15 protein-coding genes, 6 tRNA genes and 1 pseudogene are annotated in these 13,449 nt (G+C 53.6%); 12 read left to right on the top strand and 10 right to left on the bottom strand.

Annotated features, from left to right (window positions below):
* Positions 1 to 77: 77 nt before the first annotated feature.
* From I6N93_RS17280 to I6N93_RS12150, 3 genes and pseudogenes are all read right to left on the bottom strand, one after another.
* Positions 78 to 983 carry a hypothetical protein gene (locus I6N93_RS17280; RefSeq protein ID WP_232100019.1) on the bottom strand — a complete coding sequence of 302 codons (906 nt, stop codon included), beginning with the start codon at positions 981 to 983 and terminating at the stop codon, positions 78 to 80.
* Positions 984 to 1,000: 17 nt separating this feature from the next.
* Positions 1,001 to 1,305, bottom strand: a pseudogene (locus tag I6N93_RS12155) (helix-turn-helix domain-containing protein).
* Positions 1,306 to 1,359: 54 nt separating this feature from the next.
* Positions 1,360 to 1,548 (bottom strand): DNA-binding protein, encoded by a 189-nt coding sequence (locus I6N93_RS12150; protein ID WP_085689486.1) that lies wholly within the window; start codon positions 1,546 to 1,548, stop codon positions 1,360 to 1,362.
* An 85-nt stretch (positions 1,549 to 1,633) separates the two neighbouring features.
* Between I6N93_RS12150 and I6N93_RS17275 the strand changes: the two genes are divergently transcribed.
* From I6N93_RS17275 to I6N93_RS12120, 6 genes are all read left to right on the top strand, one after another.
* A complete protein-coding gene (locus I6N93_RS17275) occupies positions 1,634 to 2,056 on the top strand; it encodes a helix-turn-helix domain-containing protein (protein WP_232100018.1) in 423 nt (140 codons plus the stop codon).
* A gap of 18 nt (positions 2,057 to 2,074) precedes the next feature.
* Entirely contained in the window at positions 2,075 to 2,605 is a 531-nt protein-coding gene (locus tag I6N93_RS12140; RefSeq protein WP_085689484.1) for a hypothetical protein, read from the top strand.
* A 971-nt stretch (positions 2,606 to 3,576) separates the two neighbouring features.
* On the top strand, positions 3,577 to 3,921 hold the full coding sequence (locus tag I6N93_RS12135; protein ID WP_085689482.1) for a putative holin: 345 nt from the start codon (positions 3,577 to 3,579) through the stop codon (positions 3,919 to 3,921).
* Between the two features lie 2 nt (positions 3,922 to 3,923).
* Complete coding sequence (locus tag I6N93_RS12130; RefSeq protein WP_085689479.1) at positions 3,924 to 4,136, top strand: hypothetical protein; 213 nt, start codon at positions 3,924 to 3,926, stop codon at positions 4,134 to 4,136.
* Entirely contained in the window at positions 4,133 to 4,450 is a 318-nt protein-coding gene (locus I6N93_RS12125) for a hypothetical protein (RefSeq protein ID WP_085689476.1), read from the top strand. Before I6N93_RS12130 ends, I6N93_RS12125 begins: the two co-directional genes overlap by 4 nt.
* A gap of 8 nt (positions 4,451 to 4,458) precedes the next feature.
* Positions 4,459 to 4,761, top strand: a complete 303-nt coding sequence (locus tag I6N93_RS12120; RefSeq protein WP_085689547.1) for a hypothetical protein — start codon at positions 4,459 to 4,461, stop codon at positions 4,759 to 4,761.
* A 259-nt stretch (positions 4,762 to 5,020) separates the two neighbouring features.
* Here I6N93_RS12120 and I6N93_RS12115 read toward each other — a convergent pair whose 3' ends face one another.
* The 5 genes from I6N93_RS12115 to I6N93_RS12095 form a co-directional block, all read right to left on the bottom strand.
* On the bottom strand, positions 5,021 to 5,608 hold the full coding sequence (locus I6N93_RS12115) for a hypothetical protein (RefSeq protein ID WP_139829942.1): 588 nt from the start codon (positions 5,606 to 5,608) through the stop codon (positions 5,021 to 5,023).
* Positions 5,609 to 6,052: 444 nt separating this feature from the next.
* A tRNA-Lys gene (locus tag I6N93_RS12110) sits at positions 6,053 to 6,128 on the bottom strand.
* Between the two features lie 7 nt (positions 6,129 to 6,135).
* Positions 6,136 to 6,211 (bottom strand) — tRNA-Val (locus I6N93_RS12105).
* A 42-nt stretch (positions 6,212 to 6,253) separates the two neighbouring features.
* Positions 6,254 to 6,329 (bottom strand) — tRNA-Val (locus I6N93_RS12100).
* 50 nt (positions 6,330 to 6,379) lie between these two features.
* Positions 6,380 to 6,455: transfer RNA gene (locus tag I6N93_RS12095), tRNA-Val, on the bottom strand.
* A gap of 267 nt (positions 6,456 to 6,722) precedes the next feature.
* Here I6N93_RS12095 and gltX point away from each other — a divergent pair.
* The 3 genes from gltX to I6N93_RS12080 all read left to right on the top strand — a co-directional run bounded on the left by gltX (position 6,723) and on the right by I6N93_RS12080 (position 8,656).
* Complete coding sequence (gene gltX, locus I6N93_RS12090; RefSeq protein ID WP_085689997.1) at positions 6,723 to 8,138, top strand: glutamate--tRNA ligase; 1,416 nt, start codon at positions 6,723 to 6,725, stop codon at positions 8,136 to 8,138.
* Between the two features lie 326 nt (positions 8,139 to 8,464).
* A tRNA-Ala gene (locus I6N93_RS12085) sits at positions 8,465 to 8,540 on the top strand.
* A gap of 40 nt (positions 8,541 to 8,580) precedes the next feature.
* Positions 8,581 to 8,656, top strand: a tRNA-Ala gene (locus tag I6N93_RS12080).
* Positions 8,657 to 8,787: 131 nt separating this feature from the next.
* Here the strand turns inward: I6N93_RS12080 and ung are convergent.
* Complete coding sequence (gene ung, locus I6N93_RS12075) at positions 8,788 to 9,474, bottom strand: uracil-DNA glycosylase (RefSeq protein ID WP_085689999.1); 687 nt, start codon at positions 9,472 to 9,474, stop codon at positions 8,788 to 8,790.
* A gap of 357 nt (positions 9,475 to 9,831) precedes the next feature.
* Here ung and grcA point away from each other — a divergent pair, with 357 nt between their 5' ends.
* Positions 9,832 to 10,215, top strand: coding sequence for an autonomous glycyl radical cofactor GrcA (grcA, locus tag I6N93_RS12070; RefSeq protein WP_085689995.1), 384 nt, complete (start codon positions 9,832 to 9,834; stop codon positions 10,213 to 10,215).
* A gap of 180 nt (positions 10,216 to 10,395) precedes the next feature.
* Here the strand turns inward: grcA and srmB are convergent, their stop codons facing one another.
* Positions 10,396 to 11,727, bottom strand: coding sequence for an ATP-dependent RNA helicase SrmB (srmB, locus tag I6N93_RS12065; RefSeq protein WP_085689993.1), 1,332 nt, complete (start codon positions 11,725 to 11,727; stop codon positions 10,396 to 10,398).
* Positions 11,728 to 11,859: 132 nt separating this feature from the next.
* Here srmB and trmN point away from each other — a divergent pair, with 132 nt between their 5' ends.
* Positions 11,860 to 12,603, top strand: coding sequence for a tRNA(1)(Val) (adenine(37)-N(6))-methyltransferase TrmN (gene trmN, locus I6N93_RS12060; protein ID WP_085689991.1), 744 nt, complete (start codon positions 11,860 to 11,862; stop codon positions 12,601 to 12,603).
* Positions 12,604 to 12,873: 270 nt separating this feature from the next.
* A complete protein-coding gene (rpoE, locus tag I6N93_RS12055) occupies positions 12,874 to 13,449 on the top strand; it encodes an RNA polymerase sigma factor RpoE (protein WP_085689989.1) in 576 nt (191 codons plus the stop codon).

The raw sequence follows: 13,449 nt of genomic DNA, 5'->3' as shown, positions 1-13,449 counted from the left end.
GTGCGTCGCTCTGGGTCGGCGGGAAAGGCCGCTTAGCGAGTCGGCCCGGTCAGGTTGCGGCGCGGTCGCGCCGGGGGTCAAGGCCCGCTGACGATGCGGGCGGACGGCGGCGGCAATTCGCCCGCCAGCGTCTCCAGCGCCTCAATGGGTACGCCGTCGGGATAGCGGTCGGCCAGTTGGCGATAGTGCGCGGAGGTCCAGCTTTGCTGATGGACCAGGAAGCGCTCGCGCAGCAGGCGGACGGCCTCGACGTGGCTCAGCGGGCGCGGCTCCACCTGCGGCGCACGGACCGGAGAGGGCTGGCCGCGCCGGGGCAGATAGCTCGGCAGTTCGGCGTCGTCGATAGACTTGTACGGGTTGAGCCAGCCGCCGAACGGCAGCGTGTTGGCCCGGCGGGCGTCGGCGGCGTCCGTCGCGCTGTCCGTCCCGGTGATGCGCCGCTCCAGCTCGGCTTTGGCCGTCTGCGCGGGCGTGGCGGCCTGTGCGCGGAACCGTTCGCCAATGACGGGCGCGGAGGCGGCGAAGCCGTAGGCGTCCTTCTCGACCTCTTCGACCTGCCAGTAGTGCTCGTCGCCGTCCAGCACCATCAGTTCATACAGCTTGGTTTTGCCCAGAACGCGCAGCGATGAGCGCTTTGGCTGCGCGCCGTCGCTCAGAAACTTGACGCTGGCCTGCATCATGCGGCGGGCCACCTGCGATGCCAGCCCCAGCTCGTTTTCGACGATGGCCGTGAAAATGCCGTGCGGCTCATTTTCCTTGAGGATCACCAGACATTTGCCGGCTTCCAGCCTTGCTTCCGTGCTCTGCGCCATGTAAAAACGGGCTTCATGAACGATGCGCTCGCGCTCGTAGGGCAGCCCTTCGCCGTATTGCTGCATGATGCGCGTCTGGTGCTGCGACAGCGTGTTGAGGCTTTCGTCCAGATCGCGGGCCAATGCGGCATCCGCAACTAATTCAAGCGGTAAAGTTTTTATTCTTGCCATGTGTGTAGGTCCTTCTACTACCGGCTGCCGGCCAGCAATCGCTGGTTCATTTCGTCGATACGGTCTTGGGCGCGGGCGACCTCGTTGGGTGGGCGCGGGCGATTTGCAGGGTCTGCATGCTTAGCGCGAAACGGCCGTTGTCGAGGCGCTGCGCCAGCCCTTCTTCCATCAGCGAGTGCAGCGCGCGGTGGATGTTGGCGGGCGACTCTTCCCGCGCGGCAGCCAGTTCACCGTTCGAAACGCCGCCGAGCGTGTGGCCGCGCAATGCTTTGAGAACGCGCAGAATACGGACGCCTGCGCTGGATACGTTTGCCTTGCTCATGCCACATTCTCCTTTTTTTAATATGTGATAATCTGTTACGCAGGTTAATAACCATCAAGCGGGTTGAGGCGTTTTCAGGCCGAGTTTCACAGCAATTTCATGGCCTTTTCCGTATTTCGCCTTCGTGAGTCCGTTCAGTACGCGGTAGACGTCTGAGGGGCGGTAGCCGTTTTCCTTGGCCCAGCGGTTGAATGTCCAACCGTTTTGCCGGAACAGCTGCTTGACCTGCTCGGGGGTTTTCATCGAGATGGCTCCTTTTCTACGAAGAAAGTATTTATTTGTTCAATAGATTTTGTGAACTTTAGTACTCATTGTCAATGGGGTTTTTGTGAACTTTGATTCTCTTTGTGCTCAGCGTCTGAAATCTGAGCGAAGTCGGCTAGCCTTGAAACAGGGCGAAGCCGCGGCGCGATGCGGCGTATCTCGGGAAATGTGGAGCAAATATGAGCGGGGTATCGCGGTGCCGGGCGGCGATGTGTTTGCGGCCTTTGCACAGCATGGCGCCAACGTGCAATTCATTTTGACCGGAGAGCGGGGCGTCTATTCCGACATGCCTGCCGGTGCATTGGATGCGGAGCTGCTCGCAAAAATCGTCCTAAAATTAGAAGTGCTGGCTAAAGATGCGGGCCGACGCTGGACGTCGGCGGAACTCGTATTACAATCAGCAAAAATATATAACTTCCTAATTAAAGAACCTGCTGTCGATAATGATAGGATTGATAGCGTGCTGAAGTTGGTTATAAATCATTGATAATATAAAGGACTAATCATGGACAGAAGAGATAATGAATTACAGGAGCTCGTCGATCAGGTCACAGGTAGTTTAAAAATGCTGCCGCAAGAGAATCTGGAGCGGCAAATAACGATAAGCGTCGGAGGGGATAATCCCGGGTCCATTCATGTCGGGTCCGTCGTGAATATAAATCCCGCACCGGTGAGGCCCCCTGAGTTGCATGAAATGGATGACCGAACACTACTGAATATGAAAAAAGCCCTGATATCAAACCTTAATGAATCTTCGCGCCGCTGTTATTTTAATATTCCTTGCATTCTCTTATTCGGATTGATTTCCGGGGCGTTTATTTTTGTATTGTTGAATATTTTTCTTATACTCCACCAAAAACCCACCTTGTTAGATTTAGACGAAAAGAAACTGATTATTTATGCCAGCTGGGTCTGTCTGGTTACGCTCGCGGGTAAACATCTGGAGAAGATTCGTAAAATCGAGTCGCAGATAGCCACGGAAAATCAGTCTATTATCGATACTATCGATGTCATCTTGTTTCGCCGAGGCAGGTAAGAAAAATACCTGACGCCTTGCGGAGTCCCCTTAAACCCTATCGCGCGGTGGGAGCGGTTTTATCCCTGATTTCCGTGCCGAGCACAGACATTCATCATCTTTGCCGAAGCCATTTAACGGTGCCGTCACGTATTCGCTTTCCGGCGATGAGCGAAAATAATCCGGCGCTGCCGGACCATAAAATAAGCGAAGGCGAAAAAGACGCTGGATAGTCATTACCAACAATAACCGCAGGCTGATGTATTTATTAAATTGATTGTTACTTCTCTGGGATATCCCTCTAAAGTTCCGCGTGGGGGCGTGGGCGGCGGCAGCCCCCTCCCGGGCGGAACCAGGCTTTTCTTATGAAGTCATTTCTCCTGTTATTCGGGCACGGACCGCCACCTGATACCTCCATCTGATACCGCCGCCGCGCGCAAGCGCGATATCAGCATGATACTTCTCCGCTCGCCGTATGATCCGCCTTAGCGTCCGTTCTGGCGCTCGCGCTTACCTGTTGGCTTACGGGGGCCGTGAGCGATGTCAGCGCGCCGCCGCCGTTTGGCGCTCCGTCGCGGGGCGTGATCGCCGATGTAAAAACAGAAATGACGGGCAAAAACGAGTGGCGGAATTTTTTCCGCGCGTCTAGTCTTGGCCGTTGTATGAAAACTGACCGGACTCGTGGTGTTATCGCGAGCCCGGGCGCGTTGATACGATATCGCGGGTGTCGCCTTTTGGCGCGGGCCGAGCGCCGGGGCTGCCTATCGAGAATGGCCGGTTTTAAGCGCCTTTGGCGCGGTGCGGTTTTCACGCCTCTTGCGCGTTTTCCGCGTCTCCGAACTTGAATTTCTGATGCTTTTTCCGTCATCAAAATGAGCGACACCCCTTGAGCCACGCGGCTTGCAAGGTCATGGACGCTATAACCCCGTTTACAATCACCCCCCGATCGTCTCCGTAATGCTGTGTGCATTTCACTTCTCAAGGAGATTGTTATGCAAAGTAAAAAACGCCGCATCATGCGGCTGGAACGATTGTTGGGCTGGCAACTGACGGCGCTGTTGCTGCTGGGGCTTATTGCGCTGGTGTCGTCGCAGCAGCTGTCGGTGGTGATCTATAAGATCTCGCTGATTACGTTGGCGGCGGTGCTGGGCTACTGGCTGGATCGTTCGCTGTTCCCGAAAGCCTCGCTGGGGCAGTATCTGGAGCACGATCCGGAGCAGATGGCGCGGGTGCGTTACCCGGTGCGGGCCGGTTCTGAGCCGGTATTTGCCGCCGTGCTGCTGCGTCGCGCGATGTTCGTCGCGGCCGTGTGTCTGTCTGTGGCGACGGGGTTGTAATCATGCTGTCGCCACAAACTGTGAGCCTGCTGTTGTCCGCGCTGCTGTTGGCGTCGTGGGTCGGAGTGCCGCGCTGTGCCCGTGCCGACGATCAGGCGCCTGCCGCCGCCCAGCGCGATTTCCTTGCTCACGCCACTGAAACCGGCGCCGCCTATCGACGGCTCGCCGCCCAGGAGAACGCGCTGCTGGACTATATCGCGGGGCTGAAGAGATGAAAGTCGAGATTGAATTCTGGACGCTGGTCGGCCTGCTTCTCTCCTTTATGGGCTTCGTTTTCGCGGTCGCGAAGATGTTTTTTGCCCAAATGGAGAAGCGTCAGGCCGAGCAGTTCCTGGCGCTGGACACCAGTTTCAGGACCAGCATGGGCAACCTCAACAGCCTGGAGCGCGAGTTTATGGCGTTTAAGGCCGACTTGCCGCTGAACTATGTGCGCCGTGAGGATTACATTCGCGGACAGACGGTCATCGAAGCCAAGCTTGACGCGCTCTACAACAAGTTGGAGCTGGTGCAACAGCATGGGAGATCTTAACGGTGGAAATGTCTCGATTGCGTCAGGAGTCCATGCGTTGGCATGTTCTGGTGACGCTAAGCCGTGCGCGGCCGTATCCCGTCAGCCTGTTTTTTCTGCTGGAGGTGATGCGCGGGATATATCCCGATGTGACGGCGCCCGAATTGCGTAGGGCGCTGGACTACCTGACCGACAGCCATACGATCTCGGTCAAACCGGAGCCCTATGGCAGCGAGACGGTGAGTCTGACCCGCCTTGGCGAGGATCTGGTCGACTACACGGTCGACAGCCTGCCCGGCATTGCCCACCCCGCCAAATATTGGCTCGACTAAACCCAAGCGTTTCCGCGTCGTCTTCATCGCGGAGACGTTTTTATGATTCGGCGACGTCCTTTCACCTATTCAATCTATTCCACCGTCGGGATTTTCCGACAGCTCAATCCTGCCGTCGCTTTTTGCTTAAGGCGTTGTCGTCTGAGCCTAACGGCTGAACGCCGATGTCGCTTTTTGCTCAATTGCGGTCGCCTGCTGCCGACATCTCAAATTCTGCCGTCTCCATTTTCCATTCATCACTTTTCCCTTATTAGAACTCTTAACGTCCAACTCCCGAACCCCCAACTTCATACCACGCATTCTTGTCTTTCTGGCTGGCTCTGCGGCGCGCGCGGGCTGGTCCGAGTCCGCTGCCAACGTCAAAGAGACGGCGGCCCCCGTGGTGGGCGGGTTCAAGGCCTATGCGGGCCAGCAGGCCAGCCCGAGGAATATCACCGTCAGCCGTGGGTTGTCCGGCACGCAAGAGCGGCAGATCTCCGATGCCCTGCGGGAGTCCTCGCAGTCGGCGCGCCAGCGCCAGTCCGTGCTGACGACGGGGCTGCAAACGCTGATGGATGGTGGCGTGGACCCGATGAAGGGCAAAGATCTGCTGAGCATCGTCGACACGGCCGCGACCGCCACGCAGGCGGACATCCGGCAGAGGACGCAGGTCGGCGCGGCCCTCAATACCCTCAAGTTCGACGGCCGGCAGGTTCGACCACCTGCTGACCGGCGCGAAAGCGGGCAACCTCAACGTGGCCGCGCTGGGTAATAACCCGCACTTTGCGACGAGGATAACGAACAGCATTGCGCAAAACGCGCCGCTCAACAGCCCAGCGCTGAGCGGTATCCACTCATCAATCGACAAAAAAACACAGAAATCCGTTCCAAACACGAAAAAACTACAATCAAAAGTTATCACTCTTCCACCTCAAGAATTATTGTGGCTGGGGTTTGCAGAAGAAAGTTTGAGGTGGTAAGTACGGTTATTAACCGATTGTTATCAAAGCATATCGATCGTAATCCGTAAGCAAATATAAGAGGATGAGACTGCGTTGTAAGTGTTCGAAATTTCATTTAGTGCCTGAGGCTGAGCTTTCGGGCACGAGTGCGTCAATACACACGGTATATGAATCAGGGCGTTAAGGTTGAATCGATGAATTGTGTTGGTGAGGATAGGGGAGGTTGCTATAGCACGTGTGCTAAGCGTTATTGATTTTTTAAGAACGAACGGAAACCCATCTTCATCCCCAAAATCGTGAGAGAAGTATGAGTCAGAGTTCTGGATTGGGTACTGCATAAAAAACGAACATGGTGGGTCGTGCAGGATTCGAACCTGCGACCAATTGATTAAAAGTCAACTGCTCTACCAACTGAGCTAACGACCCGAAGAAGTGGTGGGTGATGACGGGATCGAACCGCCGACCCCCTCCTTGTAAGGGAGGTGCTCTCCCAGCTGAGCTAATCACCCACTTCTGTAACACATTTAGAGATCAAGGCGCTGGCTGATAAGTGGTGGGTGATGACGGGATCGAACCGCCGACCCCCTCCTTGTAAGGGAGGTGCTCTCCCAGCTGAGCTAATCACCCGCTTATCACACTTAATCTCTTCACAACGGAACTCTTTACTAAGTAAAGAGTGGTGGGTGATGACGGGATCGAACCGCCGACCCCCTCCTTGTAAGGGAGGTGCTCTCCCAGCTGAGCTAATCACCCGCGCTGTGTGGAGTGGCATTATAGGGATAGTTCATAGTGAGTCAACGCTTTTTAAAACTTAAATGGCTGTTCGTCGTAAAATTAGTCAGAGAGCTTTATTTGTGTGCATCATCGTTGAAATCGTAAGCATTTTAGCGGGAGATTGCTGGATCAGGCGATGTTATTGCGTTGAGGAATAGAAGTAGAGTGATAGAATATTGCCCACTTTTAATATGAGCTTGCGTCGGTATTCGCTGACAGCCGTTGAGTAATAAGGCCGTAATCCCAATGAAAATCAAAACCCGTTTCGCTCCCAGTCCTACTGGTTATCTTCACGTCGGCGGCGCCCGTACCGCACTCTATTCATGGTTGTTCGCCCGTCATCAAAATGGCGAATTCGTATTACGTATAGAAGATACCGATCTGGAGCGTTCAACCCAACAGGCGATCGACGCCATCTTGGATGGTATGAACTGGCTGGGTCTGGACTGGGATGAAGGCCCGTATTACCAGACAAAACGTTTCGATCGCTACAATGCGGTGGTTGATGAAATGCTGGAAAACGGGACTGCTTATAGATGTTATTGCTCCAGAGAGCGTCTCGAGGCGCTGCGTGAGCAGCAAATGACCAATGGCGAAAAGCCCCGTTATGACGGCTGCTGCCGCGATTCCCACAAACATCATGCTGATGATGAGCCGCACGTCGTGCGTTTTCGTAATCCGCAGGAAGGCTCCGTTATCTTTGATGATAACATTCGCGGCCCCATCGAATTCAGTAACCAAGAATTGGATGATCTGATTATTCGCCGCACCGACGGTTCGCCGACGTATAACTTCTGCGTGGTGATCGACGACTGGGATATGGAAATCACCCACGTCATCCGCGGGGAAGATCATATTAACAACACGCCTCGTCAGATCAACATCCTGAAAGCGCTGGGCGCGCCAGTACCGGAATATGCACATGTTTCTATGATTCTGGGCGACGACGGTAAAAAACTTTCCAAACGTCATGGCGCCGTGGGGGTGATGCAATATCGCGACGACGGCTTCCTGCCGGAAGCTTTGCTGAACTATCTGGTCCGTCTAGGTTGGGCGCATGGCGATCAGGAAGTCTTCTCTATAGAAGAAATGAAACAGCTGTTCACTCTGGATGCCGTCAGCAAATCAGCTAGCGCATTCAATACCGAAAAGTTGCTGTGGCTGAATCACCACTATATTAATCATTTGCCGGCCGAGTACGTTGCGACGCAGCTGTCCTGGCACATTGAACAAGCAGGCATTGATACCAGTAATGGTCCGCAGCTGAGTGAACTGGTCAAGCTGTTAGGCGAACGTTGCAAAACGCTGAAAGAGATGGCGGCATCCTGCCGTTACTTCTATGAAGAGTTCGACGTTTTCGATGCCGACGCCGCGAAGAAGCATTTGCGTCCGGTCGCTCGTCAGCCGCTGGAACTGGTTCGCGCCAAACTGGCGGTCATTACTGAGTGGACGTCGGAAAATATTCATCATGCTATCCAAAGCACGGCCGACGAGCTGCAGCAGGGCATGGGCAAAGTAGGTATGCCGTTGCGTGTCGCGGTCACGGGTGCCGGCCAGTCACCGGGTGTTGATGTCACCGTTCACGGCGTAGGTCAAAAACGCGCGTTGGCCCGTATAGATCGTGCGCTGTCATTCATTGCTGAGCGCGAAGCTCAGCAGTAATCGCCGGCAGAAAAACAGCGTCAGTAAAACCCCGCAATTTCATGCTAGGCGGGGTTTTTTATGGGGTGGCTGAGAGTGCGGCGGGATTTAGATATCAGTGATGATGTGGCTCCGAGGCTGTTTCGATCTCATTCCTGAACTTGTCGCACATCGTTTATCTTTGTTCATCTTTCATGAAATAGCGCGATGAAAGAGAACCTGATGACCGCGTTTTGCTCAGCTTGACGGCTTTTTCAGCGGTCAACCGGGCAAATGGATTTACCCGTTGACACTACCGATGGCGTTGCATATCATTCGGCCCGTTCACACAGATGTTGTGTCAGGACGGGGCTATAGCTCAGCTGGGAGAGCGCTTGCATGGCATGCAAGAGGTCAGCGGTTCGATCCCGCTTAGCTCCACCAAACTTCATGTTTGGGTATGACTGAAACAGATCTATCGTGTGGGGCTATAGCTCAGCTGGGAGAGCGCTTGCATGGCATGCAAGAGGTCAGCGGTTCGATCCCGCTTAGCTCCACCAATATCCCTTACCGTTTTTCCTCAGATTTTTCTTTTATCTCGCAGTAATCTATCTCTGGTTTTATTTTCTAAATTTCTGTCAATTCTTCAATGAGATGCCTCCGCTCGAATGAACGAAGGCCGTCGGTAAAATCAGTTTTCGTCAGGGAGCTGCGGCATCCAGTCGATAGGCGATAGTCCTTGCTGCTCCAGCAGATGATTGGCCTGTGAAAAATGCCTGCATCCCATAAAGCCGCGATGCGCTGAAAGCGGTGAAGGGTGTGGCGCTTTCAGCACGTGGTGACGCTGCTGATCGATGATGTTGCCTTTTTTCTGTGCATGCGATCCCCACAGCAGAAAAACGATCCCCTCACGATGTGAATTAAGCGCTGCGATCACTTTGTCCGTAAACGTCTCCCATCCCAGATTGGCATGCGAGTGCGCTTTCCCACCTTCCACGGTGAGTACAGTGTTAAGCAGTAAAACGCCTTGCTGAGCCCAGCTCAGCAGAAAGCCGTGTTGTGGAATCTCAAAACTGGGGATGTCGCTGGCCAGTTCTTTATAGATGTTGGCGAGTGACGGTGGCGCAGGGATGCCGGGGCGGACGGAAAAAGAGAGGCCGTGCGCCTGATTCGGGCCGTGATAAGGATCCTGACCGAGAATAACGACTTTGACATCGTGAAATTCGGTATAGCGGAAAGCGTTAAACACGTCTTGCTGCGGTGGGTAAATCACTTTTCCGGCCATTCGTTCGTGATGAACGAACCTCAGCGTATCAGTGAAGTAAGGTTGTTGTTTCTCCTGGGACAATACGTCGTGCCAGGTCAGGGAAGTTGCCATCAATGCGCCCTTTTCCATTCGATCAATCCAGGGATGCTAGCTTACCGTTCTATTCTGACGAGGTAAAACCATAACCGGACGATCGGTGGCGTAAGCGTCTTTTTAACAAAAAAATTGAAAAAATCTAAAAACCTTTAAAGCGGGAAAGTATTAATATTGATATAAAACAATTGCTTGATTTGTCCCGGTTATCTCCTAAATAGCAAAAATTGATTTCAATCAAAGCTTGTGTGGGGTACGGCTGGTATACAGGTTAGCAGATTCAGTCAGTTTTACCCTGATGTTAAAACAGCGGTTAGATTTGTTACTGGATACGATATTACATTCAGTCCTACACGCCGCGTTACGGAGGCAATTATGATTACAGGTATTCAAATTACCAAGGCAAACAACAGCGCATTGGTCAACTCTTTCTGGTTACTGGATGATGAGAAATCAGAGGCGCGTTGCATTTGTTCGAAAGCGGATTATAGCGAGGACCAAATCGTGCCAGTCAGCGATCTGGGCCAGTTCGAATATCGTGAAATTCCTCTGGAACTGAAACCTGAAGTACGCGTTGAAGGCGGCCAGCACTTGAACGTGAACGTATTGCGCCGTGAAACGCTGGAAGATGCTGTTAAGAATCCGGAAAAATATCCGCAACTGACCATTCGTGTATCTGGCTATGCGGTTCGCTTCAACTCACTGACGCCGGAACAACAGCGCGACGTTATTACGCGTACTTTTACAGAAAGTCTGTAATCGCGAGCGACTTTTTTTCAAGACAGATCGACCGTATAGAAAAGGGAGCCATCGGCTCCCTTTTTAGTTGTCTGTATCCGCCATAAATGCAAAACGCCCAATAAAGTTCATTGGGCTCTGTAGGACAACAAATCACAACATGTACCGTTGTCTCAAACCGCTTCCTTGAAAAGCAGTCTGTTACTTATTTTTTTCAGCCGGTTTGTCTGTGCTACTGCTGGGCTGGCGACGTTTACCGATATTCTTGCTGTCGCGATGACGCACTTTTGTCTTGGTTTTCGGCTTCTCTTTCTGCTTTTTCTCTTCGCGCTTAGCTAGGACTTTCTTCGACGGTTTACCGGTGATTTTCGCACTCGGCGCACGCGTCGAAGGACGCAGCTCATCAACCACTCTGGCTTTCATCTGCTCGTTCAGGTAACGGCTGATTTTCCCCAGTAGCAGATGATCGTGTGCTTCCACCAACGAGATGGCGCAGCCTTTACGGCCGGCGCGGCCGGTACGTCCAATGCGGTGCAGATAGGTATCCGCGGTGCGAGGCAGGTCGAAGTTGAATACATGGCTGACATCGTTGATGTCCAGTCCGCGCGCGGCGATATCGGTTGCCACCAGCACGTTGACCCGGCCATCGCTCAGGCGTTTGATCGCCTCATTGCGCTTAGCCTGCACCATTTCACCTTCCAGATAGCAGGTTTCTATACCAGCTTCACGCAGCCATGCAACCATTTCATGAACGCGCTCACGTTTGCGCACGAAGACGATGGAGCGAGTGACGTCCGGCTGTTTCAGCAGATGACACAACAACGCGGTTTTATGCTGGAGATCGTCAGCTCGGTAGTACCATTGCTGGATCTTTTTACGCTCGCGACGTGAGGGATCGGCCTCAACCTCAACCGGTTCTTTCAACAGGCGTTCGGCGAAGTCCTTGATGGCATCGCCTTCCAGCGTCGCTGAAAACAGCAACGTCTGTTTACGCCAGCGCGTTTCTCCAGCGATGTGTTCAATATCCTGAGCAAATCCCATGTCGAGCATGCGGTCGGCTTCATCCAGGATAAGCGTTTCCACCGCGCGGCAGTCGAAGTTTTCTTCTTTAATATATTGCAGCAAACGACCGGTCGTCGCGACGACGACATCCTGGTTCTCGCTGAACACTTCGGCGTGGTTCATATAGGCGACGCCGCCGGTGATGGTGGCGATATCCAGATGTGTTTGGGCGGCCAGAATCTTGGCCTGCTCGGCCACCTGCATCGCCAATTCCCGCGTAGGCGTCAGAATTAGTATGCGCGGCGGTCCCGATTTTTTACGTGGAAAGTCGAGCAGGTGCTGCAATGCCGGTAGCAGATAGGCGGCAGTTTTCCCGGTTCCTGTTGGTGCAGAGCCTAGAACGTCCCGTCCATCCATTGCCGGAGGAATGGCGGCAGCCTGGATTGCCGTTGGGCGGGAGAACCCCATATCCTGCAGGGCGTTTAGCAGGCTTTCATCAAGATCAAACTCGGAAAAATTGGTCGCTGTCATTGTCTACCTCTATTTGGGGCGCTGATTATAGACTCATTGGCCCGGTTGTTCATCTCTTTAAGCGATGCAGGCGACTTTTATTGCGTCAGAGTTTCTCCTATGCTAGCGCGGTTTAACAGGAAAAGACGCAAAATGACTCAGCCTTTATCGACGCCGACGGTACGTTCCGGCGGATTCACCTTTAAGCAGTTTTTCGTGGCGCACGATCGCTGCGCAATGAAAGTTGGAACGGACGGCATTTTGCTTGGCGCGTGGGCGCCTTTGCCGAAAGAGGGGCGTCTATTGGATATCGGTTGCGGTTCGGGAGTCATCGCGCTAATGCTAGCGCAGCGCACGCTAGGACGGCTGTCGGTGGATGGCGTAGAGCTGGACGTCGCCGCAGGTCAACAGGCAAAAGAGAACGCGGCGGCTTCGCCCTGGCGCGACCAGGTGACAATTTACACGGCTGATATCGCTGACTTCGCAGGACAAAACCGCAATCAGTACGCTCTGATTGTCAGCAATCCTCCCTACTTCGCTCCGGGCGTGAGCTGTCGATCGGAGTCGCGCACTCAGGCCCGCTATACTACTTCGTTGACTCATCAGGAATTATTGCGTTGCGCTAAGGCGAAGCTGATGACCGAAGGGCTTTTTTGCGTGGTGTTGCCCTATGATGTCGCGGAGGCGTTTATACCGCAGGCTGAAAAAGAAGGGTGGTGTCTGTCATTACGGACGGATGCGCGCGAGTTTGCGTCACGTCCCGCACATCGAACGCTGCTTGCGCTCTCATTAATGCCGGGTGTCGCCGAACGGTCTTCGCTGGTGATTCGAGATGACGATGGTCACTATTCCGACGCCTACCGGGCGCTGACAAGCAATTTTTACCTGTCGATGTAAGGCATGGAAAGAAGGTGTTACCTATGCGTAGCCCCGGGAACCACGGGATTTGGCGCACGTGGGCGGCTGAAGTGTGGTACAACTGGCCACCAGAGATCGGTGGGTTTGGTACTAAAATCACACTGGCTATCACACAAAGTAGAAAAGACTTTTGAAACGGAACTTAATGATGTGTATGGACTCCAATCAGGTGCTTGCTCAAAGATTTAGAACGTGGCTGGCATTACGTAACCTAGGCGTGGAGACAAATTTGAGGAGATATTACCTCGGATGAGCGAGCAGTTGACAGATCAGGTTCTGGTTGAACGGGTCCAGAAAGGCGATCGGAAATCGTTCAATTTACTGGTCGTTCGTTATCAGCACAAAGTGGCGAGCCTGGTATCTCGTTACGTCCCTCCGGGCGACGTGCCGGATGTCGCTCAGGAATCATTTATCAAAGCCTATCGTGCGCTCGAGTCTTTTCGCGGCGATAGTGCATTTTATACGTGGTTATATCGCATTGCGGTGAACACGGCGAAAAATTATCTGGTTGCTCAGGGGCGGCGCCCTCCGCCAAGCGACGTTGACGCCAGCGACGCTGAGAATTATGAAAATGCCAGCGCGTTGAAAGAAATATCGAACCCTGAGAATTTAATGCTGTCTGATGAGTTGCGTCGGATAGTGTTTCGCACGATTGAGTCATTGCCGGAGGATTTACGACTGGCAATCACGCTGCGGGAACTGGATGGCCTGAGCTATGAAGAGATAGCCGTAATCATGGGGTGTCCGGTAGGCACCGTGCGTTCGCGTATCTTCCGTGCACGCGAAGCTATTGATAATAAAGTACAACCGCTTATTCAGCGTTAA

Origin of the sequence: Lonsdalea populi (assembly GCF_015999465.1) — a bacterium.
GTDB classification, from domain to species: domain Bacteria; phylum Pseudomonadota; class Gammaproteobacteria; order Enterobacterales; family Enterobacteriaceae; genus Lonsdalea; species Lonsdalea populi.
This window is presented reverse-complemented; position numbering and strand designations above follow the sequence as displayed.

Bases quoted from the DNA above. Each gene is read 5' to 3' on its own strand.
- trmN (WP_085689991.1), top strand. From the start codon at position 11,860: ATGACTCAGCCTTTATCGACGCCGACGGTACGTTCCGGCGGATTCACC.
- gltX (WP_085689997.1), top strand. From the start codon at position 6,723: ATGAAAATCAAAACCCGTTTCGCTCCCAGTCCTACTGGTTATCTTCAC.
- ung (WP_085689999.1), bottom strand. From the start codon at position 9,474: ATGGCAACTTCCCTGACCTGGCACGACGTATTGTCCCAGGAGAAACAA.
- rpoE (WP_085689989.1), top strand. From the start codon at position 12,874: ATGAGCGAGCAGTTGACAGATCAGGTTCTGGTTGAACGGGTCCAGAAA.
- I6N93_RS12140 (WP_085689484.1), top strand. From the start codon at position 2,075: ATGGACAGAAGAGATAATGAATTACAGGAGCTCGTCGATCAGGTCACA.
- I6N93_RS12135 (WP_085689482.1), top strand. From the start codon at position 3,577: ATGCAAAGTAAAAAACGCCGCATCATGCGGCTGGAACGATTGTTGGGC.
- I6N93_RS12120 (WP_085689547.1), top strand. From the start codon at position 4,459: ATGTCTCGATTGCGTCAGGAGTCCATGCGTTGGCATGTTCTGGTGACG.
- I6N93_RS12150 (WP_085689486.1), bottom strand. From the start codon at position 1,548: ATGAAAACCCCCGAGCAGGTCAAGCAGCTGTTCCGGCAAAACGGTTGG.
- I6N93_RS12130 (WP_085689479.1), top strand. From the start codon at position 3,924: ATGCTGTCGCCACAAACTGTGAGCCTGCTGTTGTCCGCGCTGCTGTTG.
- grcA (WP_085689995.1), top strand. From the start codon at position 9,832: ATGATTACAGGTATTCAAATTACCAAGGCAAACAACAGCGCATTGGTC.
- srmB (WP_085689993.1), bottom strand. From the start codon at position 11,727: ATGACAGCGACCAATTTTTCCGAGTTTGATCTTGATGAAAGCCTGCTA.
- I6N93_RS12125 (WP_085689476.1), top strand. From the start codon at position 4,133: ATGAAAGTCGAGATTGAATTCTGGACGCTGGTCGGCCTGCTTCTCTCC.
- I6N93_RS17280 (WP_232100019.1), bottom strand. From the start codon at position 983: ATGGCAAGAATAAAAACTTTACCGCTTGAATTAGTTGCGGATGCCGCA.